A 23062-nucleotide genomic window follows, 5' to 3' on the forward strand; every position below is an offset into this window, starting at 1 on the left:
AACAGATCTCATCCACGTCGGCGCGCGGGTTCGTCCCGACTCATTCATACCATACCCCCTAAGGTATTTGCACAAGCCGAGGCGAGTCAGGGCGAGCGGGGGGATATACCGTAGGGGGTATGGTATTTATGATGCTGAAGATCCCGTGATCTACAGCAGAAAGGTGGGCGAGACCGTGCGCACAGCCATGGTTTCCGGACTGAAGCGGGCGTGGGTGCCCTTGGTTGTTGCGTGCGCGGTCGGGCTTGGCGCCATCGCGGTCAACAATCTGCGCGGCGCATTCGGGTCCGAACCGATCTTCTCGGCGACAGGCGCGAACGCGGAACCACTCGCGTCATCCACAGTCAAACAGGTGCGCTACGAGATCTACGGTCCCAGCGACACTACCGGCTCGGTGAACTACCTGGATAAAGACGCGCACCCACAGAGGGTCGACTTCACCAGCCTGCCGTGGACCTACACGATCGAGACCACCGTACCCGCCGTGATTGCCAGTGTTGTGGCACAAGGAGATAACGCTACGTTGAGATGCCGGATAACCGTCAATGGCCGGGTACGGGACGAGCGGTCCACGGACGGGCGCCACGCCCAGACCTCCTGTCTGGTGAAGGCCGCATGAGTACCTCCACGCCGAAGCAGCCTGCCTTCATGCGAGGTATCCGCCGATTCGCAGTCCCTATACTGGCCGGCTGGTTGCTACTGACCGTGGCAGTCAATGTTCTTGTGCCACCAATCGAATCGGTGGCCCGAGAACATGCGGTCACCATGTCGCCGCAAGACGCGCCCGCCATGATCGCGGCAAAACACATCGGCCAGAAATATCAGGAGTCCGACTCCGACAGCATCGCGATGATCGTGCTCGAGGGGGAAAAGCCACTCGACGAGGTGACCCACCACTACTACGACAATTTAGTGCTCGCCTTACAGGCAGATACCGACCATGTGCAGCATGTCCAGAATGTGTGGGGCGATCCACTGACCGCGTCGGGCGTACAGAGCCGCGACGGCAAGGCCGCCTACGTGCAACTCAATCTGGCCGGTGATCAGGGAAGTACCCTGGGCAACAAATCAGTGGACGCCGTCAGGCAAATCGTGGGCAGTTCCACGCCACCGCCGGGAATCAAGGTGTACGTCACCGGCCCCGCGGCGCTGACCACGGACATGAACGAGGCCGCCGATAAGAGCATGCTCATCATGATGGGTGTCACCGGGGCGGTCATCATGATCATGCTCCTGATCACCTACCGCTCCGCCAGCACCATGCTGCTGGTTCTGGTGATGGTGGGATTCGAAATGGGCACCGCCAGAGGCTTTGTCGCGCTTCTTGGAAACTATGACCTCTTGGGCTTTTCGACATTCGTGGTGGCCATGCTGTCATCACTGGCGATCGCCGCCGGCACCGATTACGCGATCTTTCTCGTCGGGCGCTACCAGGAGGCTCGTCAAGCCGGCGAAGATCGCGAAACCGCCTATTACACAATGTTTCGGGGGACGTTCCACATCATCCTGGGCTCAGGCTTGACCATCGCCGGAGCGACCTTGTGCCTACACCTTGCGCGGCTGTCCTACTTCAAGGCACTAGGTCTTCCATCCGCTCTGGGATTGCTAATCGTGGTAGCGGGCGCACTTACCGCAGCACCGGCCGTCGTCGTGGTCGCAAGCCGTTTCGGGCTACTCGACCCCACGCGGCCAGTGCAGGTTCGCCGGTGGCGTCGTATCGGCACGGCCACGGTGCGCTGGCCCGTCGCGGTGTTCGCCGCGTCGTTGGCCATCGCACTCATCGGTATTGCCATCATGCCGACCATGAAGGTGAGCTACAACGACCGCTTCTACATCCCCGACGATCTACCGTCGAACATCGGATACATGGCAGCCGAACGCCATTTCAGCGCAGCCACAATGAATCCCGACATACTGATGATCGAGAGCGACCACGACATGCGCAACACCGGCGACATGATCATCTTGGACAGGATCGCCAAGGACGTCTTCCGGTCACCGGGAATCGCCATGGTGCAAAGCATCACCCGCCCCCTGGGCGGACCCATCGAGCACACCTCTATACCGTTCCAGATCAGCGCTCAGTCGATCCCCATCCAGCAGAACCTTCAATTCATGAAGGACCGGGCCGCGGACATGCTCTCCATGAGTAAGGATCTCGACGCCATGATCGGCCCCTTGGAACGTATGCAATCCCTGCTCGGGGCGATGCGCGGTGAGACCGATCGCATGACCACCGACATGACGGACGCCAAGGCCGCGCTGGACGAGATCCGGGATCACCTCGCCGAGTTCGACGACGTGATACGGCCCCTGCGCAATTACTTCTACTGGGAGCAACACTGTTCCGATATCCCGGCATGCTCGGCCGTCCGCTCCGTGTTCGACGCGATCGACGGCGTGGACACCTTCTCCGACAAGATGCATGCGCTGACGGCAGATCTCGGAAATATCGACGCGATCATCCCACAGATCGCGGCACAGCTGCCGCCGATCATCGCCGTCGCCAGATCCATGCAGGGCACTCTGCTGACCATGCACAGCAGCTTTTCGAACCTGATCACCCAGCTGGCACAGATGACCGACACGGCCAGTGCCATGGGACATGCCTTCGACGCGTCCAGAAGTGGGGATTACTTCTATCTACCACCAGAGGCCTTCCAAAACCCCGACTTTCAGCGCGGCCTCACGCTATTTCTTTCCCCCGACGGCACGGCCGCACGGTTCATCATCACCCACGATAAGGACCCAGCCACCCCGGCTGGAATCTCCGCAGTGGCATCTGAACTGGAGGCCGCCCACCAGGCCGTCAAGGGCACCGCACTGACCGACGCCACCTTCTACCTCACCGGCACCGCGGCGATCTATCGCGACATTCAGTCCGGCTCACGGTATGACCTTTTGATCGTGGGGATCGCAGCCGTGACACTGATATTCGCCGTGATGATGATCATCACGCGGGCGTTCGTGGCTTCGCTGGTGATCGTCGGAACCGTATTGCTCTCTCTCGGTGCCGCATTCGGAGTCTCGGTGCTGGTGTGGCAGCACATTTTCGGTCTTGAGCTCAATTGGATCGCGCCCGTCTTCGGATTGATCATCCTGCTGGCGGTCGGCTCGGACTACAACCTGTTGTTGGTGTCACGCTTTCAGGAGGAGATCGGCGCAGGACTGAAGACCGGCATCATCCGCTCAATGGGAGGAACCGGAGGAGTCGTCACGTCCGCGGGGCTGGTATTCGCTTTCACCATGATGTCCATGGCTGCAAGTGATCTGAGCTCGATCGGTCAAGCCGGAAGCACCATCGGCTTGGGCCTGCTGTTCGACACGCTCATCGTGCGCTCGTTGATGACCCCGTCCATCGCCGGGCTGCTCGGCCCGTGGTTCTGGTGGCCCCTGAGAGTACGGACACGAGCTGCGGGTAAACCCACCACACCCATATACCCAGCCGGGTATACTAGCAGTAGCTAGAGCCCCCGAAAGGTAGACACATGATCGACGATCAAGACAGCATCACTGCGATTCTCAGCAGGCTGCGCCGGGCTCAGGGACAGCTCAATGGAGTGATCAACATGATCGAAACCGGGCGTGATTGCAAAGACGTCGTCACGCAACTGGCGGCGGTGTCACGGGCGCTCGACCGCGCGGGATTCAAGATTGTCGCCACCGGTCTACGCGAATGCATCGCCGCGGACAAGAACGGGGACACCGCGCCCATGACCGAGGCCGAACTGGAGAAGCTCTTTCTCGCACTGGCCTAGCACGGGCCGCGGCGGGCACGCTCGATCAGACGGCTCAGAGGTCACCCGAGAAGTCGGCGGTGAACCAACGGTCCGGCCTGATGGTGAACAGCACCGTATCGGCGTTGTCGTAACCGCGCGCGAACTCACGCCCGGCCTCCTCGCCGAGATAGCGGATGGCGATCTCCTCCCGCGCCGACGCAGACGCCGGCCGCTCCGCGCCGACGACCGCGCCCTCGACAACGACGTACTGGTACGGCGGCTCTTCGTGCTGCACGGTGAGGGTTATGGCGGCCGCCTGCTCAATCAGGCGTGCCTTGCGATTACCCGCGCTGGTGTTGATCCGGATGTCCCCACCCGGCGTGTAGTCGTACCAGATCGGCACGCTGGCGGGCGGGCGTCCGCTGTCGGCCGCGACCGACAGCACCGCGACATGCTTTGCGGCAAGAAACTCCTGGCGTTCTGCTTCGGTGAAAGGGCGTGGCATGTGGCCTCAAACCATCTAATCCGCCGAACTTATTCCCGCCTGCCTCACGCCCTGATCCCGCCGAGCAGGTTATCCAGCAGCGCGTCCACGAAGCCCTCGGTCAGCGGCTGGTCGGGGATGAGCAGGCGGTGATAGCAGGCGCCCCATAGCTGATCGACCACAACTTCCGGATCCACATCCGTTCTGAGCTGACCACGATCCTGGGCCCGGCGTATCGCCGCAACGGCAAGGGCTCGACGGGGCCCCGAATATCGTTGCAGAAAAGCGGCTTTGAGCTCGGGGTCGACCTGGGCTTGCCCGATCAACTCCCCGATGATTCCGCCGCCGGCAGTGTCTCGAAGGACGCCCAGGAAGGCCCGCAGCTGAGCGCGCAAGTCACGTTCGATGTCTCCACCGTCGGGGAAACCCAATCGCGGTTCAACCTTTCGAAAGTATCCGTCGAGCGCGAGGGCCCCTTTTGAGGGCCACCACTTATAGATCGTCATTTTGCTTGCCCCGGAAAGGGCCGCGACCTTGTCGATGGTGAATCCGGTCATCCCTTCGTCGAACAACAGATCACCGGCCGCCTTCAAGACCTCCTCGCGCACTTCCTCCGCGGGCCGACGACCTCGTCGAGGCAATTTCGCCTCGCCCGGCACTGCGACCACCCCTTGCCTCCCCTAAATCCTTGCCAACTATGTGTACGTACCGTACGTTATTTATGTGTACGAATCGTACATATAAATAATGAGAGGACGTCCGATGCAGATCTCGGGCAACACCGTGTTCATCCCAGGGGCCACCAGCGGGATCGGTTTGGAACTCGCGCTGGCCCTGCAGGCCAAGGGCAATACGGTGATAGTCGGCGGTCGCCGTGCTGAGCTGCTGGAACAGATCGGCGCGGAGCACCCCGGCATCGCCACCGTGCGCATCGACGTCGCCGACCCGGCGAGTATTCGCACCGCCGCCCATCAGATACTCGCCGCGCATCCCACCCTGAATGTCCTGATCGCGATGGCCGGGATCATGCGCGTGGAGGATTGGCACCATCCCGAGTCGTTCCTGCGATCCGCCGAAGAAATCATCATCACGAATGTTCTCGGCCCGATTCGCCTGATCGCCGGCTTTATCGAGCACCTCCAGAAGCAGCCTCAATCCACCATTGTCACGGTGTCCTCGGGGTTGGCTTTCGCTCCGCTGAAGGTCACGCCCAGCTACAACGCCTCCAAGGCGGCCATCCACATGCTCAGCGAGTCCATCCGGTTGCAGCTCGCCGACACCCGAATCGAGATCAAGGAGTTGCAACCTCCTGCCGTTCGCACCGATCTCATGCCCGGTCAGCAGGAAAGTGACTTCGCCATGCCTCTGAGGGACTTCATCGACGAAGTGGTCACCCTGCTGGAGACCGAGCCTGATGCCACCGAGATCCAGGTGGAGCGAGTGAAGTTTCTGCGGTACGGCGAGGCCCGTGGTGACTACGACCAGGTCGTCGCGACGCTCAACGCATCCGATCCCCACGCCCGCGAATAGCCCCTGTCGCGGACCTCACCTGGCCACGCGGTCACACTCTTGCCAAGATTGAGGTGATGACTGGCGAGGCGAGTACGGGCGCACCCGGCACACAGATCGCGCTGGCGCTGGGCGCCGGCGGGGCACGCGGCTATGCACATATCGGCGTGATTCAGGAGCTGCACGAGCGCGGCTTTGAGATCTCCGGCATTTCCGGATCATCCATGGGCGCGTTGGTAGGGGGCCTGGAGGCCGCCGGGGCTCTCGACGAATTTGCCTCGTGGGCAACATCTCTGACTCAACGCGCGGTGCTCAGACTCTTGGACCCTACCTGGACCAGCCCCGGATTCTTCCGCGCGGAGAAGATTCTTGACGTAGTGCGCGAGCTACTCGGCGATGTCGCGATAGAAGACCTTCCGATCCCATTCACGGCCGTTGCGACAGATTTGATCGCCGGCAAGTCGGTGTGGCTGCAGAGTGGCTCATTGGCCTCCGCCATTCGAGCATCCATCGCGATTCCCGGAATGATCTCACCGCATGTTCTCAACGGACGGGTGCTGGCAGATGGCGGAGTTCTGGATCTACCGGCCGTCGCACCCCTGGCCGGGGTGCACGCGGAACTACGGGTGGCGGTGACCCTCAGCGGAGGCGATGAACGGCGCGCTCCCGCGCCGCCATCGGAGCCAGAGCCACGCGAGCCTCGTGTGACAACGGAGTGGCTCAACAGGCTGATGCGGAGCACCTCGGCGCTGTTCTCAACCGATGAAACAGAGACAACCGGGCAACCAGACCCGGCCGCGAAGCTGACGAGCTTCGAGGTGATGAACCGCACCATCGAGGTCATGCAGTCGCAACTTGCCCGCATGCAGCTCGCCGCGCACCCGCCGGATGTCCTCATCGAAGTCCCGCGCAGTGTCAGCCGCAGCCTCGACTTTCACCGCGCCACCGAAGTGATTGAGGTCGGCCGTCGTTGCGCGGCTGAGGCTCTCGATTCCTATGCGAACACCAACTAGGCATTCACCACCTGGTCATCAGTCAAATGACTGATGACCCCTTCAGTCATTTGACGCAGGCTACGACCGACCGTCCCACCGCCACTAACACCTGGAGCACACACCATGGCCCGCACAGTTTCGCAACTCATCGTCGATACCGTGAAAGCCGCTGGTGTCCAACGTATTTATGGTCTGCCGGGTGACTCGCTGAATGGCTTCACCGAAGCGCTGCGACGCGATGGCACGGTGGAGTGGGTCCACGTGCGGCACGAGGAAGCCGCCGCCTTCGCCGCGGGCGCCGAGGCAGCGCTGACCGGCAACCTCGCGGTGTGCGCCGCGAGCTGCGGCCCAGGCAATCTGCACCTCATCAACGGGCTCTTCGACGCGCATCGCAGCCGGGTTCCCGTCCTCGCTATCGCGTCCCACATACCCAGCGCCGAGATAGGCAGCGGCTACTTCCAGGAGACCCACCCACAGAATCTGTTCGCCGAATGCAGCGTATACAGCGAGCTGGTAAGCAGTGTCGAACAGCTACCGTACGTCCTGAACACCGCCATCCGCGCGGCCCTGGACCAGCAGGGAGTGGCCGTCCTGACCATCCCCGGTGACATCCTCAGCGCCAAGGTGGATGCGTCGCCCCCGTCGACCAAAATCGTCGCGGGCGCGGGGACCCGGCTGCCTGACCCCGACGCCCTGCAGCGCGCCGTCGGTGTGTTGAACGGATCGAGCGCGGTAACCATCCTTGCCGGGGCCGGCTGTGAAGGCGCCCATGCCGAGCTGCTGGCGGTTGCGCACACCCTGCAGGCCCCGATTGTGCATACGTTGCGTGGCAAAGAATTCGTCGAATACGACAATCCGTTCGACGTCGGTATGACAGGACTGCTTGGATTCCGTTCCGGCTACGACGCACTCGAAGACACCGAGGTGCTGTTGATGCTCGGCACGGATTTTCCCTACCGGCAGTTCTATCCGCCGAAGGCCACCGTCATCCAGGTCGACATCCGCGGTGAACACATCGGCCGACGCGTCAATGTGGATGTTCCGCTCGTCGGTTCGGTGAAAGACACTCTGCAAAAACTCAATTCGATGCTTCTGCCCCACTCCGACGACAAGCATCTTGAGCGGGCCAAGGAGAACTACACACGTACACGTGCCCAGCTCGATCGGCTGGCTGTCGGCGACGGAAACCAAACGCCCGTGCTGCCGGAGCTGGTCGCGCGCAGGATCGACGAGTTGGCGGATGACGACGCGGTATTCATCGCCGACGTCGGCACACCCGTCATTTGGGCGGCGCGGTATCTGTCCATGAACGGCCGGCGCCGACTGCTCGGATCGTTCAATCACGGCAGTATGGCGAACGCGGTACCGCAGGGAATCGGTGCGCAGGCCTCCCACCGGGGTCGTCAGGTCGTGACTCTCTCTGGTGACGGCGGACTGGCGATGATGCTGGGCGATCTGATCACCCTGACCCAGTCCCAGCTGCCCATCAAGATGGTGGTGTTCAACAACGGTGCGCTCAGCTTTGTGGAGCTGGAGATGAAGGCCGCCGGTATCGTGAATTACGGTACCGCCCTGGATAACCCGGTCTTTGCCGATCTCGCGCGGGCAGTCGGGATTCACGGCGTTCGGGTAGAGCGCCCCGATCAGCTCGACGCCGCCCTGCGGGAGGCTTTCAGCCACCAGGGCCCGGCCCTTGTCGAAGTGCTGACCGCGCGCCAGGAACTATCGATACCGCCGACCATCACCGCCGCTCAGGTGGCGGGGTTCTCATTGTGGGCGACGAAAACCCTGCTCTCCGGACGCGGCGACGAACTCATCGACCTGGCAAAGACCAATCTCGGCGCGCGCCTGCGCCGCCGATAAGCCGCTGGCCCAGCGGCAGTGCCGAGGTCATGGCGTTACCATCGCAAACGCCATGACCTCGCCTACTTCTGCTTCCCGGTTCGTCGGACGCGACGACCTACGCCAGGCGGTCAGGCATGCCGCGACCACGACGGACAACCCGCCCAACGTGCTACTTCTGGTGGGAGCGCCCGGGGTCGGTAAGTCAGCGTTGTTGATGGACGCGACTGCCGCGGCCTCCGAGGCGGGCGCTGCGGTGCTGTTCGCCGCCGGCGGTCAGCCCGATCTGCTGCGTGCATATACGTCGCTGGCCGAGCTCATCTGTCCGCTACACGATCACGTCAACAGCCTGCCGCAGCCACTGCGTGACGCTCTCGGCGGCATCATCGGGACAAGCAGCACACCTTCGCACCGTGCACCGGAAACCGTCCGGCAAGCACTCCTTGCCCTGCTGCAATCCGCCGCCCGCGAACGTCCGCTGCTCCTCGCACTCGACGACGTCGACCTGCTCGACCGCGATACACGTGAAGTGCTGATCTCTGTGTCCCGCCGGCTCGTGGACACCGCCGTGTCGGTGATCATGACGGCCCGGTACCGAGAAAGCCTGCCGGGTTTCGACTCGGTCATCGCCATCATCGATGTGCCGCCACTGACCGATCGTGAGGCCAGCGATCTGCTCGAGATCCAATCACCGCCTCCGCCGCGCGGTATTCGTGGTGAGCTCATCCGGTGGGCAGACGGAAATCCGTTGGCACTCATCGAAGGGGCGCGTTACTACGGACTTTCCGGCGCCACGGTCTTTCGCGGAAACAACATGTCCGGATATCGGGGGGCCTACTCCATCTTCTCAATGGAGCTAGCGGAGCTCGACCAGGAGACTCGAAAACTGCTGTTATACAGTGCTTCCGGATCAGGATACGAAACCGTCGATATCATCACCGATGTCGCTGGGCACGGCTCCGACGTGTCGGTCTGGGCTGCGGCGGAGAAGACCGGGATGCTGACCATCACTGCAGACCGGCTGGTCAAGTTCTGTCATCCGCTGCTGCGTACCCTCGCCTACACGGATGCCAGTCTCACCGATCAGCGCAGTGCCCACCTCGCCTTTGGACGATCACCCTTGTTGGACGATGCCTGCCGCGCCTGGCACTTGGCCGCGGCCGCCAGCGGACCCGATGAAGCCATAGCGACCGCACTGCAACAGTCGGCACGTCAGGCCCAGGGCCGCGGCGGCTATCTGGAGGTCGCGCGCGTTTTACAGCGTGCGGCCGAATTGAGCCCACACAGTGACGATGCCGGACGCAGGTACTCCGGAGCGGCTGCCGCCGCCAACTTCGGTGGCGACACTGCGTGGGCACTTGCACTGTGTGACAAGTCGTCTCAGAGTACATACCACCCAGATGTCCTCGGCTACGCATCACTGACCCGCAGTTCCATCCGACTGCAATCGGGCCGGGCCACCGAGTCCTTCGAGTTGGTCGGCCGATGCATGGAGGGCCCGACACCACCCGAGGGCCGGCTCGCGCTCACCCTGGCCCACTTGGGAGCCACTGCGGCGTACTACACCGGGGACATCGCCCACCACGAAGCCGTCCAGAAATGGATACCCCGCCTCCCTGTTGACGATTTCGAGCAAGAAGCAACAGACCTCGAATTCCTCGCTTTCCCAGCGGGATCGGCCGCACTGCAACGCACGTACGTCAGTATCTTCGCCGATACCGCCTCCAGCGGAAATTCCAGGCCGACGCATTTCGACCGGTGCTGGCTGACCCCCCAGGCGCCAATCCTTGAACCCTTCCGGCATCTCGTCGTGGGGGTGATGGCCGCCGTCACCGAAGAGTCCGATCTTGCCGTCAGCCAGCTCACCGAGGCTGTGGAATCGCTCAAAGCCACTGGAGGAATGCGCGGCTTCACCTATGCGATCGCCCCACTCGCCTGGGCGCTGCTCGACACTGGGCGTTGGGAGATGCTCGACGAACTGCTGGCCATGACTGAGGCTCTGTGTGAGATCCATGATCTCGCACTGCTACACAACGAGACAATCGTGTGCCGCGCACAACTACTCACGTACCGCGGCGACTCTGCCGGGGCCGCAACAGCGCTGCGCCGGATCGACATGTCCGCGTTGGGCCCGAAATCAGCGGCCACGCGCGCAGCGCTGGCACGTGCGCGCGGATGGATCGCCATCGTCGAAGGAGATTTCGACAGTGCGTACCTGCACCTGCATGAACAGTTTCATTCCGATGGAACACCGACGCACTTCGTCGTATCACACCGAGGGATGGCCGAATTGGGATGGGCTGCGGCGCGCAGCGGCCGCGCCACGGAAGTGGCGCCGCTGATCAAGGCCATTGGAGCACAATTCAACTCATCGTGGCCCAAACGACTTCAGCTCTTGCATCACCAGGCGGCGGCCATGGTGTCTTCAACCCCAGACGCGGAGAGTCACTTTCAGCTTGCGGCGCACGACGCTGCCGGCGATCAGTGGCCGCTGGAGCGGGCCCGTGCTCAGCTGCACTACGGCGAATGGCTCCGGCGTGCGCGGCGGCTCGCAGAGGCCCGGCCACTGTTGTCCGCAGCTCTATCCGCCTTCGAATGCCGCGGCGCGGAGTCCTTGGCGGCAGTTGCCCGAGCAGAATTACGCGCTGCCGGCGTCGTCTCCAAATCTGCTCGGACCACGGCGGGATTCGACTCGCTCACCGCACAGGAACAGCAGATTGTCAGGCTTGCCGCCTCCGGTATGACCAACCGTCAAATCGGCGATCAGCTCAACCTCTCGCCCCGCACCATCGCCTCGCATCTGTATCACGTCTACCCCAAGCTCGGAGTCAGCCGCCGGCACGAGCTGCGTGACCTCGTCACTTAGCAATCTGCACAACGCGTCAGTCATCTGACTGATGCGCGCAGGGTCACCCATGATGCACAGTGCATTCATGACTACTCTGCCCACGGCGGCACTGCAGGTGGCAGAGCTATCCGCGCTGCCCGATGGCGCGCCCTACGCCACGAAAGCAGGGGGCGTCGATATCGTTCTCGTCCGCCGGGGTGACGATGTCTCGGCGCTGTACGGGCGTTGCGCACACCGTGGCGCGTTGATGTCCGACGGCCACCTCGACGGCGATCTTCTCGTCTGCGGAGTGCACGGTTGGCGCTACGAGGTCGACACGGGTGTCTCGCCGGTCAATCCCGCGGTGACATTGACCCGGTTCCCCGCCTGGGTCACCAATGGCTCTGTGTACGTGGATGAGTCGGCCGTGTCGACCTTCGCGAAGGCGAATCCTGTGTCCTATGCGGACGACGGCTATCAAGGCCGCTGGATCAAGCCCACCAACACCCCCGAAGAACCCTTCGTCACGCAGATCCACGACCTGGCCTCGCACGGGCTGGACAAGGTCGGACACCACGGCCCGATGTCCGCGATGGGAGTTCCACGCGACCAGTTGCCCTCGTGGGATTCCATTCAGGTGATCACCGGTCAGCTGGCCCGGCTGCCGCTGCTGGACAACGAGCCGGTGGACACGCGGACAGTGATCGGTCCGCGTGCCCAGCGACCGCTCACCCTGGACATCCCGCTCTTTGTCAGCGATATGAGTTTCGGCGCGCTCTCGCAAGAAGCCAAGGTCGCGCTGGCCGCGGGAGCCGAGCTCGCCGGGACGGGGATCTGTTCGGGCGAGGGAGGCATGCTCCCGGAGGAGCAACAACATAATTCACGATACTTCTACGAGCTGGCCTCGGCCCGATTCGGGTGGAGCTTCGAGCACCTCAAGAAGGTGCAGGCCTTCCACTTCAAGGGCGGGCAGGGCGCCAAGACCGGTACCGGCGGGCACCTGCCGGGCAACAAGGTGATCGGAAAGATCGCGGAGGTCCGGGGCCTCGCCCCGGGAACGCCGGCCATTTCGCCGGCCCGGTTTCCCGACTGGACATCCCTTGACCAGTTCCGCGACTTCGCGGAGCAGGTCCGTGCGGCCTCTGGTGGAATACCCGTCGGCTACAAGATGAGCGCACAGCACGTCGAACGCGATATCGATGCCGCGCTCACGATTGGTGTCGACTACATCATCCTCGATGGCCGCGGTGGCGGTACCGGAGCGGCGCCAATCCTGTTTCGCGACAACATCTCCGTCCCGACCATCCCGGCATTGGCGCGCGCCCGAAGGCATCTGGACCACTCCGACGCACGAGACGTGACCCTGGCCGTCACCGGCGGCATTCGCACCGCCGCGGACATGGTCAAGGCGCTCGCGCTGGGCGCCGACGCCATCGGGCTGTCCAATGCCGCGCTGCAGGCAATCGGATGTGTCGGCATGCGCGCCTGCAACACCAACACCTGCCCCGTCGGCATCGCCACGCAGGACCCCCAGCTGCGGGACCGGTTACCCGTCGAGCTGGCCGCGACGCGCTTGCAACGGTTTCTGGAGTCCACCGTCGAGCTGATGACCATACTGGCCAGGGCATGCGGACATCATCGCCTCGGCGACCTTGGGCTCGACGACCTCGTCACTTTCGACCGCGACTTCGCCTATCTCAGCGCAGTCCCCTACGCAGGAGCGATACCACTGTGAGTGATCAAGAACTGGTCTGGCACAAGGCACTCGATCACGATGCCCTCGATGAGGGCCAGGTGACAGTCTGCCCGGTGGGATTGAAGTCGGTGGCGCTGACAAAACTGCACGGTCAATTCGGCGCCATCGACAACCGCTGTCCGCACCAAGGCGGCCCGCTCGGACAGGGCACCCTGGAGAACGACAAAATTCGTTGTCCCTGGCATGGATTCGACTTCGACCCGTTCACCGGCGAGGCAGCGGGCGGGCCTGACTTCGATGTCCCGACTTATCCCGTCGAGGTGCGGGCCGACGGCGTGTATGTGGGCACGGCACCTCCAGCACCCCATGTCCGCACGGTCAGCGATGTGCTCATCGAGACCATGACCAACTGGGGTGTCGATACGGTCTTCGGTATGGTCGGGCACTCCAATCTCGGTGTCGCCGAGGCCATGCATCGCGCCGAAAAAGACGGAAAGTTGCGGTACTTCGGCATCCGCCACGAGGGTGCCGCGGCGTTCGCGGCCTCCGCCTACGGAAAACTGACCGGACGTCCCGCCGCATGCTTCGGTATCGCCGGGCCCGGCTCCACGAACCTGTTGACGGGGCTGTACGACGCGAAGGCCGATCGCGCACCCGTACTTGCCATCTCCGGCAACGTGGACTCCTCGGTGGCCGGCAAGGGCGCCTTCCAGGACATCGACCTACTGGCCGCCTTCTCCGACGTCTCCGTCTACTCGGCGATGGTCCGGGCGGGCTCCGACCACGCCGAGCTGATGACGATGGCGCTCAAACACGCGATCTTGGAGCGTGGTGTCGGCCATCTGGTGCTCCCGGATGAGGTGCAAGTGCTCCCCAGCCCGGGCAATCCTGCCTCCGGGCCGCAGGGCCGGATGCCGGACCTGCGGGTGGGCCCGCCTGCGGCGGCGCTCGCGGAGGCGCTGGATCTCATCGAATCTGCCACGCGCCCAGTGATTGTGGTGGGTGCCGGTGCGAAGTTCGACATGCCTGCGGTGGTCGCACTTGCCGAGCGGCTGAACGCCCCGATCCTCACCACGTTCAAAGCGAAGGGCCAGGTTTCCGAACGCCATCCGCTGGCCGGCGGGGTGCTGGGCCGCTCGGGGACACCTGTCGCATCGTGGATGATGAACAAGGCCGATCTACTGTTGGTGTTCGGCGCCTCGTTCTCCAATCACACCGGCATCTCGCCGTACAAGGCGACGGTCCAGGTCGATACCGATCCATTGGCGCTCGGCCGGTTCCGCCCCGTCGCGGTCCCGATCCTCGGCGATGTGGGGGTGACAGCCTTGGCACTGTCGGACGGACTCGGCACAGGCCCAGCCGTGACCGACCAGCGCCCCGAACTCGCCGAGCGCTGGACGGTGTGGCGAGCGGAGAAGGCCCGCCGGGCCGCGGCGTCGGCGCACGGGCGCGTGCCCGCTGCCGCCGTCTTCCATGAACTCAACGACCTGGTGCCCGAAAACGCGGTGCTGACAGTCGATGTGGGCAACCACGCCTACTCGTTCGGCCGCTACTTCGAGCCCACCGCGCAATCAGTGCTCATGTCCGGCTACCTGGGCTCGATAGGATTCGGGTTCCCCGCCGCCATGGGCGCATGGGCGGCGGCCCCGGACCGGCCGATCGTCGCCGTCACCGGAGATGGCGGATTCGGTCAGTATCTCGCCGACTTCACCACCGCGGTGAAGTACAACATGAACATCACCCACATCCTGCTCAACAACGGCGAGCTGGCCAAGATCAGCGAGGAGCAGCGCAGCGCCGAGTACGCGGTGTGGCAGACCTCCCTGCACAATCCCGATTTCGCGGCGTTCGCACGAGACTGCGGGGCGTACGGCAAGCGCGTCACTGATGCCACTGAATTGCGTTCGGTCATCGCTGAAGCTCTCAGCCATCCGGGCCCGGCACTGGTGGAGATCCTCACCGATCCCCGTTCCCACTAGTGGATTTCGATCGGTTATCCACAGTTCGAGATTCATCCACAAGCACATCCCCGCGCCCACCACTGTCCGGTCGGCCGCACTAATATCAAACATGTGTTCGATTCGCTGACCGATGGAGACCTGATCGAGGTGATCACGGCGGCGCATCGTGCCGAAGCGCAGGCGTGCGCCCGCAGATTGGGCGCCATCGGCGTGCTTGTCGACCGGTACGCCGATCTGGATAAGCCTGATGAACGTGACCATCACCCGTTGGATCGCTGGGATCGGGTCGCTGCGGAGATCGCGGCGGCTCAAGGCATCACGCAGGCGCTGGCCTCCAGCCAGATGCGCTACGCACAGGTTCTGCGGCACCGTCTTCGAGCGGTCGCCGAACGTTTCGCCACCGGCGATCTGGACTTTCGCACCGTCGCGCTGATCATCAATCGCACCGAGCTTCTCGAAGACGACGCCGTGGTCATGCGGGTGGACGCCGCCATCGTTCAAGCCCTGCCGCGCTGGGCGCGATGGTCACGCAAACGGATCGCGGCAGCACTCGATGCCCTGGTGCTTCGCTTCGATCAAGACGCCGTCCGGCGCAACAGATCCGCCACCGAAGGTCGGCATGTGGAGATTCGCCCTCTCGGCAACGGAGAACCGGTTGCCGAGATCTGGGGCACTCTGCAGGCCACCCACGCCGTAGCGCTGGACAAACATCTCGACCTCTTAGCCGACACCGTGTGTCCCGCAGATCCACGGACCAAGGCCCAGCGCCGCGCGGATGCTCTCGGGGCACTGACCAGCGGGCTTACTCAGATGCGCTGCAGCTGCGAACGTCCCGAATGCGCCGGTCGCGATATTGCCGACGTCTCGGTGGTGGTCAATGTGGTCATCAATCAGTCCTCTCTAGACGACGAGGATGACCTTCCCGCTTACCTCCCGAGTTTCGGCGTATTGGCAGCCGAGCAAGCCCGTTTCGCCGCCGTGCACGCGCGCAGCCGCAGACTCACCGATTCGGTGACCAACGGATACCGCCCGTCCAGTGGGCTTGCCGCTTTTGTGCGTGCGCGTGACCAGCTGTGCCGATTCCCGGGTTGTGACGCGGCCGCCGATCGCACGGATCTCGACCACACCGTGCCCTGGGGCGCCAGCGGACCCACCACCGGCAACAATCTGAAGGCGTTGTGCCGCAAGCATCATCTACTCAAGACGTTCGGCGGCTGGCGCGAGATCCAGGAGCCCGATGGGACCGTGATCTGGAAGGCGCCGACCGGACATACCTACACCACCAGCCCCGGCGGTGGGCTCCTTTTCCCCACCCTTACCCGCCAACGTACTCGAAAGCAGGAACGCCAGAACCGGCGCCAGCATGAGCGAAACCTCAATCACCAGAATCGGTTACAACGGGAAGCGGCGCTCGCTACCATCGCCGCCAAGGACCCGCCGCCCTTCTAGCGAAGCGCTCTACTCTGGCCAGCTGTTCGCGCGGATGATCTCGACAAAATCGTCCCGGACGAAGGCCGGATCGAAGTGCTCGAGGACATCGGCGTTCATATTGCCGAAGGTGCTACGCGGCCGATGCCGGTTTCCCTCGAAGAAGGCCTGCAAGATCCTGTTCTTGAAATCAGGTCGGGGGTGAGCCGCAACCACCGCATCTAAATCCTGAGTGGACAACGCATTCCGCTCAATACCAACCACATCAGTCTCGACACCGGCAGTCACCAGCGCCACCTCAGGGCTGAGAAACTCGGGAACACCGGGTGTGGTGTGCAACGCGATGGCCAGCCACACGTTCTGCGCATCCTCGGTGCTGATCCCGCGCTCGGTCAAAAAGTCCCGGGCGGCGTTGGCGCCATCGACCTCGAACCGCAGCTGCGAACTCCGGTACGCCGCGGTGAGCCCGATGTCGTGGAACATCGCACCGGCGTACAACAGCTCCAGATTCGGCTTCACGCCGCGCCGCTGGCCCTGCAGCGCACCGAACAGATACACCCGGCGCGAGTGATGGAACAACAGATCATCCGCTGTGTCGCGGATGTACTCGGTGATCTCACGCACCAACGGGGTATCGGGGATTTCAATTCCGGCAATGTCGGTCATGGCATGTCCTTCGTGTCGTGAAACTCTGTCTCCTACGAGTCTGTGGGCCCCCAGACCGCAGGTGATAGGTGTCCAACCGTCATCGATCCCACAGATCCGGACATGTGCACGAGCGTGCATCTGCGATCCTGGGGGCATGTCCGATGAGCGGCTGGTCATGATCGTCGTGTTCGACGGCATGAAGCTGCTTGACTTGGCGGGACCCGCCGAGGTGTTCGCCGAGGCCAACCGATTTGGTGCCAACTACCGGCTGGTGGTCGCGTCCGTCGATGGCCAGGATGTGGCCACGTCCATCGGATCGCCCTTCTCGGTGGCCGCAACGATCGACTCCATCGAGTCGGCAGACACCGTGCTCGTGGCGGGCGGCGACGTCCTGATCGGCCGCCCGCTCGACACCGCGCTGGTCGACGCGTTGGGCCATGTGCAGGCACGCTGCAGGCGGATCGCATCGATTTGCACCGGCGCCTTCCTGCTGGCACAGGCGGGAGTGCTGAACGATCGCCGTGCCACCACACACTGGCGCCACACCGGCCTGCTGCAACGCGCCTTCCCCAACACCACCGTCGAACCCGATGCGATATTCGTCAGGGATGCAAACGTTTTCACCTCGGCAGGGGTATCAGCGGGCATCGATCTGGCCTTGGCCCTGGTCGAGGACGACCACGGTTCTGACATGGTCCGGGACGTGGCACGGTCACTGGTCGTCTACCTCAAACGAGCAGGAGGGCAATCACAGTTCTCCGTCTTCGTGGAGTCGGCGCCACCCGCGGGTTCGGCGCTGCGTCCGGCTACCGACGCGATAGCCGCCGATCCCGCCGCCGACCACAGCGTGGCCAAGCTGGCCGCGCGGGCCGCACTCAGCGCGCGCCAGCTCACCCGGCTCTTTCACACCGAACTGGGTATCACCCCGGCGCGATACGTGGAGCTCGTCCGCATAGATACCGCGCGCGGGGCGTTGGATGCCGGCAGCACTGTCGCCGAGGCCGCCCGGATCGCCGGGTTCGGGAGCTCGGAAACGCTGCGGCGAGTGTTCGTCGGCGAGCTGGGTGTCTCACCGAAGGCCTACCGCGACCGATTCCGCACCGCGGCACGCTAGTGGCCGCGTGCTACCCACTCGTCGTAGTGCACGATCTCGTCGCCAATCGTGGTGGTGTCGCCGTGGCCCGTGTAGACCACGGTGTCCTCGGGCAGCGGGCCGAGCCGGCCCGAAATGGATCGCAGAATGGTCGGGAAATCGGAGAACGACCTCCCGGTAGCACCCGGGCCGCCCTGGAACAGCGTGTCCCCCGAAAAGACCGAGCGCAGCTCGGGCGCGTACCAGCACACCGATCCCGGTGAGTGGCCCGGCGTGTGCAAGGCGTGCAGCTCCAGGCCACCGACCGGCAGCACCATATCGTCCTGAACCTTGCGGAAGTCCTTGTCCGGATGCGTCATTCGCCACAGGACCTCGTCCCCAGGATGCAGCAGCACCGGAGCGTCCAGCGCTTGACCCAGCTCTGGAGCGACGGTGATGTGATCGTTATGGCCGTGAGTGCATACCACCGCGACCACATTGCGGCCCGCGACCGCCTCGATGATCGGTTCCGCGGAATGGGCGGCGTCGAAAACCACCACATCGTCACCTTCGCCAACGATCCAGATGTTGTTGTCGACTTCCCAACTGCCGCCGTCAAGTTCGAAGGTTCCGCGAGTTATGACCCGTTCGATTCCACTCATTCATCGACCTTTCGCATGCCCTCAGTATCGCGGATCACCCCAGCACCGTTCTATGGCACGCCACGGATCTGCGAACTGTCCGCCGAGACCACGGTACGGCGACCGCGACTTCAACCCGGCTCGCACGATCGGGACCAACAACCGCAGCGGGGCGCGTCTCCACCCCACCGCAGCGCTGGTCTCCGCGTGCATCGCGTGCAGTGAATGACTCTGGAATGCAAGGACTTCCTGGGAGCGTTGGGTATCCATCCAATCGGTGGCGAACCATGCTCCGTCCTTGTCCGGATCTCCGCGGCGCCCTGGTGGGATGCCGCCGGCAAGCCCCATGGCCGCGGCCGTTTCCGACGCGACCGCCAGCTGGGTGGTGCGATGGGACTCGTCGCCACCGATGAGAAACACCTCGCCGATATGGCTTGTTGTTATCGCGGCACAGAAGGCACTGGCGACATCGCGCACGTCGACGGTCTGGATGCGGCCGTCGGCCGGAAGGACCGCCTCGAACCGCACCAAGTTGGGATCGATGCTCCAGCGCGGTGCCGCCGTCAGTACACCGCCAAGCCGCAACACCACCCAGTCAAGCCCCGACGCCCTGACGAGTTCTTCTGCCGCGACCTTATGGGCACCGTAAAGGTCGCTCGGACACACCGGCGTATTCGCCGTCAGCAATTCGTTGTCGCGATAGGGATTACGCGCCCCATAGACCGCGACGCTGGAGGCGAGGACGAAACGTGAGGGTGACGGCAGCCGCGAAGCCGCGGCGATCAAATGCCCCACAGCTTCGACGTTGACCTGCTGTGCCAGCGAGCGATTCATGTAGCAGAAAGGTGGGATCAGCGCGGCCAGGTGAACGATTGCCCGTGGGGCGACGGACCCCAGCAAGGACTCGACCTCTGCACCGGAGGTGAGGTCTGCCCAGCGCACCTCGGCACCGCGGGGCAGGCGCTGCGCGCTGCGCAAATTGGCCGAGGTGCGCAGGTCAGTGGCGACCACGGGGTATCCCTGGGCGGCCAGTGTTGCCACGACCTGCGACCCGACCAATCCGAACGCACCGGTCACCAGGATTTGACTGTCGCCCACGCATACCTCCGATAGACAGGTGTCCACTATCGCCCAGAAACCAGACACCTGTCCAGCAGGCCTAGGCGCTGACCACCGCGGCGGCCCGCCGGGCGTAGTCCGGGGCGTGTTCGGGTCGCACACCGATGCCAATGAAGTACGCCGGGATCACGGTGAGCCACCGGAAACGGGAGATGATCGGCAATAGCCGCCCAGCACCGCTGAGCTTCCTACCGGTGAAAATCGGGTCCAGCAGATACCGGTGCGCCACGAGCTGAACGGCCTGGGTGACCACCGCTGGGAACATGCGCCGGCCCTGCACTGCGGCCAAATCCTCACGGGTAAGGCGCTTGTGACGCAGCGGCTCGGCGAGGATGCGCGCCGCCGCAACGGCGTCTTGCACCGCGAGGTTGATCCCCACACCACCCAAACCCGACATCGCGTGGGCCGCATCGCCTATGCACAGCAGCCCGTCGGTGTACCAGCGGGACAACCGGTTGACCCGAACGTCCAGCAGTTTGACCTCATCCATGGATTCGATCTCGTCGACCACATCGGCCAGCTCGGGCACCACATCGGCAAGGTCGCGGCGGAACGCCTCGACACCCCGCGCCCGCAACCGCGCGTCGTCGCCCTTGCGTATGAACTGGGGAATCTGCAGGTAGCCCTGTCGCGGGATGATCCCGAGCAGTTTTCCGTCCTTGAAGCGCGGGACCAGCTCCTCGCCGATTCCCGGCACCCGCGGCGCGCGGAACCACCAGATGTCGGTGCCCACCGCGAATTCGCGGGGCACGAGCCCGGCTTCCCGACGGCACAGCGACCAGCGTCCGTCGCACACGAGGGTCAGATCCGCACGCAGCTCACCGGCGCCGTCCGGGCTCTCATACTGGACACCGGCAACCCGGCCGGACTCATCCCACAGCAAGCCGGTCACCTCGTGACGCATGCGCAGGTCGAAATCCGGTTCCTCCCTTCCCGCTTCGGCCAACATGTCCAGCAGGTCCCATTGCGGCACCATTGCGATGTAGGGGTGCGGGGTACGTAGCCGAGTCAAATCGGCCATCGGGACCCGTCGGCCATCCGGCGTGGTCACCATCATCCGCTGAAGCTTTGTGTGGGGCAGTTTGTCGAATCGTTCGAACAGGCCCAGCTCGTCGAGCACCTGCAGGGTGGATGGGTGCACGGTGTCGCCCCGAAAGTCTCGTAAGAAGTCTCCGTGCTTTTCCAGCACGACCACCTCCACCCCGGCCCGGGCTAGGAGCAAGCCCGCGAAAATCCCTGCCGGACCGCCACCCACCACGACACATGTCGTCTTCTCGCTCATGTTCTCGCCCCTTCCAGGTATTCACTCACCGTTGAAATTCAAGTACAGATTACATTTAATCAAGTTCCATGTCTAGGGGTATCATCGGACTGTGACCTCAGCAAAGGCAGCTACCCACGTCACGGAAGACTTGGTGAACGCGGCGCTGCAGGCGGCGCACACACTGGGCAAGGACGTCGCGGACGTGCCCCTGGTGGAAGTCGCCCGCGCCGCCGGGGTGTCCCGAAGCACGCTGTTGCGCCGTTTGGGTGGCACCCGGCAGGCCCTGGACGCCGCGGTGCGAGAGACGGGTGTCGACCCGGGAGGCCGGGCGCCGGTGCGCGAGCGTGCGACCTTCGCCGCTGCTGAACTGATCGACGAACGCGGTTTGGCAGCAGTCACTCTGGAAGCGGTGGCGGCCAGAGCGGACTGCTCTGTACACAGTCTCTATGCCACGTTCGGTGGCCGAGACGAACTGATGCGGGCCACCTTCGACAGGTTCGGGCCCATCGTGGACATCGAAGACACCGTGGCCGATCCATCAGCCGATACGGAAGAGAAGCTGCACCGCATCTATCAGCGCCTCGCGGAGGCTTTCAGCCACAAGCCCCGGGTCATGCCCGCGATGTATGCCGAGATCATTTCGCGCCCCTCCGATCCCTCGGTGCGCAAGCTCATCGAGCACAACGCACCACGCATGCTCGCCAGCGTCGGTCAGTGGCTGTCCAGTGAGATTGCCGCGGGCCGCATTCGGGATCTGCCGGTTCCTGTGCTGACGCAACAGCTCATCGCGCCCGTCGTCATGCATACCGCTTTCCGCCCCGCGGCGGAGGGAGTGCTCGGATTGGACTTCCCGGACATTCAAGAAGTCTGCAAGATGTTCGCCGAGGCCTTCCTCCATGGCGTCCGGGTTCCGGCGGCGCCGCGTGGCTAGTGTCATTTCATGACAACGGCGTTCGTGCTCTCCGGTGGAGCCAGCCTGGGCTCGATCCAGGTGGGCATGCTGCTCGCCATGGCCGAGGCCGGCATCACGCCCGACCTGATCGTCGGAACGTCGGTCGGGGCCCTCAACGGCGGCTGGATCTCCTCACGGCCCGACGTTGACGGCATCAACGGCCTGGCCGACCTGTGGCGGTCCCTCTCGCGTAAGGACGTATTTCCCACCAATCTTTCGGTGGGATTCCTTGGCTTCATCGGCCAGCGGCAAAGCCTGGTATCGGACTCGGGGCTGCGACGTCTCCTCAAGGAACACTTACTGTTTCGCAGGCTTGAAGACGCACCGATCCCTCTGCATGTGGTCGCGACCGACGTACTCACCGGCAAGGACGTCCTGCTGTCCAGCGGGAATCCGATCGACGCCATCGCCGCCAGTGCCGCGGTCCCCGCGGTGTTGCCGCCGGTACGGATCGTCGGGCGCGACCTCATGGACGGCGGCGTGGTGAACAACACCCCGCTCTCGCACGCCGTGGCACTCGGCGCCACCGAGATCTGGGTGCTGCCCACCGGATATGCCTGTGCTCTCACCGAAACACCCAGGGGTGCAGTGGCTATGGCTTTGCATGCGATGACTCTGGCCATCAACCAGCGCCTGGTCGCCGATGTGAGTCGATTCGAGGGTAGCGTCGATCTACGAGTGGTGCCGGGGCTATGCCCGGTCCGTACCTCACCGGCAGATTTCTCGCACGCCGACGAACTCATCGGCCGCGCACGCGAACAGACCCGCAGATGGCTACTCATGCCGAGATTCAAGATCAATCAGGCCGATCTGCTGGAACACCACCACAACTGAGTGCCGGGCGCCTCGCCCTAGCCATAGGACTCAGCACTCAAAGCCTCGTCGAATAAAGCGACTACTACAGT

General features: G+C 63.8%; 19 protein-coding genes. 13 read left to right on the top strand and 6 right to left on the bottom strand.

Features of this window, described 5'->3' with window-relative positions; translation table 11 throughout:
- The first annotated feature begins 163 nt into the window (after positions 1–163).
- The 3 genes from ABG82_RS26625 to ABG82_RS26635 are packed head-to-tail and all read left to right on the top strand — an operon-like array spanning position 164 to position 3758.
- Entirely contained in the window at positions 164–619 is a 456-nt protein-coding gene (locus tag ABG82_RS26625; protein WP_234708038.1) for an MmpS family transport accessory protein, read from the top strand.
- A gap of 29 nt (positions 620–648) precedes the next feature.
- Positions 649–3468, top strand: coding sequence for an MMPL/RND family transporter (locus ABG82_RS26630; protein WP_109475896.1), 2820 nt, complete (start codon positions 649–651; stop codon positions 3466–3468).
- A 20-nt stretch (positions 3469–3488) separates the two neighbouring features.
- Positions 3489–3758, top strand: coding sequence for a metal-sensitive transcriptional regulator (locus ABG82_RS26635; protein ID WP_043078320.1), 270 nt, complete (start codon positions 3489–3491; stop codon positions 3756–3758).
- Between the two features lie 34 nt (positions 3759–3792).
- Here ABG82_RS26635 and ABG82_RS26640 read toward each other — a convergent pair whose 3' ends face one another.
- Positions 3793–4224: a pyridoxamine 5'-phosphate oxidase family protein gene (locus tag ABG82_RS26640; protein WP_043078319.1), complete on the bottom strand. Its 432-nt coding sequence runs from the start codon at positions 4222–4224 to the stop codon at positions 3793–3795.
- Positions 4225–4268: 44 nt separating this feature from the next.
- The gene (locus tag ABG82_RS26645) at positions 4269–4811 is read right to left on the bottom strand and encodes a TetR/AcrR family transcriptional regulator (protein WP_043078318.1); all 543 of its coding nucleotides are present in this window, start codon (positions 4809–4811) and stop codon (positions 4269–4271) included.
- 154 nt (positions 4812–4965) lie between these two features.
- Here ABG82_RS26645 and ABG82_RS26650 point away from each other — a divergent pair, with 154 nt between their 5' ends.
- The 7 genes from ABG82_RS26650 (at position 4966) to ABG82_RS26680 (ending at position 16482) form a co-directional block, all read left to right on the top strand.
- Complete coding sequence (locus ABG82_RS26650; protein WP_043078317.1) at positions 4966–5733, top strand: SDR family oxidoreductase; 768 nt, start codon at positions 4966–4968, stop codon at positions 5731–5733.
- Between the two features lie 56 nt (positions 5734–5789).
- A complete protein-coding gene (locus tag ABG82_RS26655) occupies positions 5790–6725 on the top strand; it encodes a patatin-like phospholipase family protein (protein ID WP_043078316.1) in 936 nt (311 codons plus the stop codon).
- A gap of 105 nt (positions 6726–6830) precedes the next feature.
- Entirely contained in the window at positions 6831–8570 is a 1740-nt protein-coding gene (poxB, locus tag ABG82_RS26660; RefSeq protein WP_043078315.1) for a ubiquinone-dependent pyruvate dehydrogenase, read from the top strand.
- Positions 8571–8622: 52 nt separating this feature from the next.
- Positions 8623–11415, top strand: coding sequence for a LuxR family transcriptional regulator (locus ABG82_RS26665; protein ID WP_043078314.1), 2793 nt, complete (start codon positions 8623–8625; stop codon positions 11413–11415).
- Positions 11416–11482: 67 nt separating this feature from the next.
- A complete protein-coding gene (locus ABG82_RS26670) occupies positions 11483–13111 on the top strand; it encodes a glutamate synthase-related protein (protein WP_043078390.1) in 1629 nt (542 codons plus the stop codon).
- A complete protein-coding gene (locus tag ABG82_RS26675) occupies positions 13108–15051 on the top strand; it encodes a thiamine pyrophosphate-dependent enzyme (RefSeq protein ID WP_043078313.1) in 1944 nt (647 codons plus the stop codon). Before ABG82_RS26670 ends, ABG82_RS26675 begins: the two co-directional genes overlap by 4 nt.
- 93 nt (positions 15052–15144) lie before the next feature.
- The gene (locus tag ABG82_RS26680; protein WP_043078312.1) at positions 15145–16482 is read left to right on the top strand and encodes an HNH endonuclease signature motif containing protein; all 1338 of its coding nucleotides are present in this window, start codon (positions 15145–15147) and stop codon (positions 16480–16482) included.
- Between the two features lie 9 nt (positions 16483–16491).
- Here the strand turns inward: ABG82_RS26680 and ABG82_RS26685 are convergent, their stop codons facing one another.
- Complete coding sequence (locus ABG82_RS26685) at positions 16492–17127, bottom strand: HD domain-containing protein (RefSeq protein ID WP_043078311.1); 636 nt, start codon at positions 17125–17127, stop codon at positions 16492–16494.
- 136 nt (positions 17128–17263) lie between these two features.
- On the opposite strand from ABG82_RS26685, the gene ABG82_RS26690 reads away from it, so the two are divergent.
- Complete coding sequence (locus tag ABG82_RS26690) at positions 17264–18223, top strand: GlxA family transcriptional regulator (protein WP_043078310.1); 960 nt, start codon at positions 17264–17266, stop codon at positions 18221–18223.
- On the opposite strand, the gene ABG82_RS26695 is transcribed toward ABG82_RS26690, so the two are convergent.
- The 3 genes from ABG82_RS26695 to ABG82_RS26705 form a co-directional block, all read right to left on the bottom strand.
- Positions 18220–18843 (bottom strand): MBL fold metallo-hydrolase, encoded by a 624-nt coding sequence (locus tag ABG82_RS26695; protein WP_043078309.1) that lies wholly within the window; start codon positions 18841–18843, stop codon positions 18220–18222. The two genes, ABG82_RS26690 and ABG82_RS26695, sit on opposite strands and share 4 nt — an antisense overlap.
- A 21-nt stretch (positions 18844–18864) precedes the next feature.
- A complete protein-coding gene (locus ABG82_RS26700; RefSeq protein WP_043078308.1) occupies positions 18865–19920 on the bottom strand; it encodes an NAD-dependent epimerase/dehydratase family protein in 1056 nt (351 codons plus the stop codon).
- Positions 19921–19981: 61 nt separating this feature from the next.
- Positions 19982–21223: an FAD-dependent oxidoreductase gene (locus tag ABG82_RS26705; RefSeq protein ID WP_043078307.1), complete on the bottom strand. Its 1242-nt coding sequence runs from the start codon at positions 21221–21223 to the stop codon at positions 19982–19984.
- 91 nt (positions 21224–21314) lie between these two features.
- Between ABG82_RS26705 and ABG82_RS26710 the strand changes: the two genes are divergently transcribed.
- Together ABG82_RS26710 and ABG82_RS26715 are read left to right on the top strand one after the other, a co-directional pair.
- Positions 21315–22136, top strand: coding sequence for a TetR/AcrR family transcriptional regulator (locus tag ABG82_RS26710; RefSeq protein ID WP_043078306.1), 822 nt, complete (start codon positions 21315–21317; stop codon positions 22134–22136).
- A 9-nt stretch (positions 22137–22145) separates the two neighbouring features.
- Positions 22146–22991: a patatin-like phospholipase family protein gene (locus tag ABG82_RS26715; RefSeq protein ID WP_043078305.1), complete on the top strand. Its 846-nt coding sequence runs from the start codon at positions 22146–22148 to the stop codon at positions 22989–22991.
- Positions 22992–23062: the final 71 nt, after the last annotated feature.

This window comes from Mycobacteroides immunogenum (genome assembly GCF_001605725.1).
GTDB lineage: Bacteria > Actinomycetota > Actinomycetes > Mycobacteriales > Mycobacteriaceae > Mycobacterium > Mycobacterium immunogenum.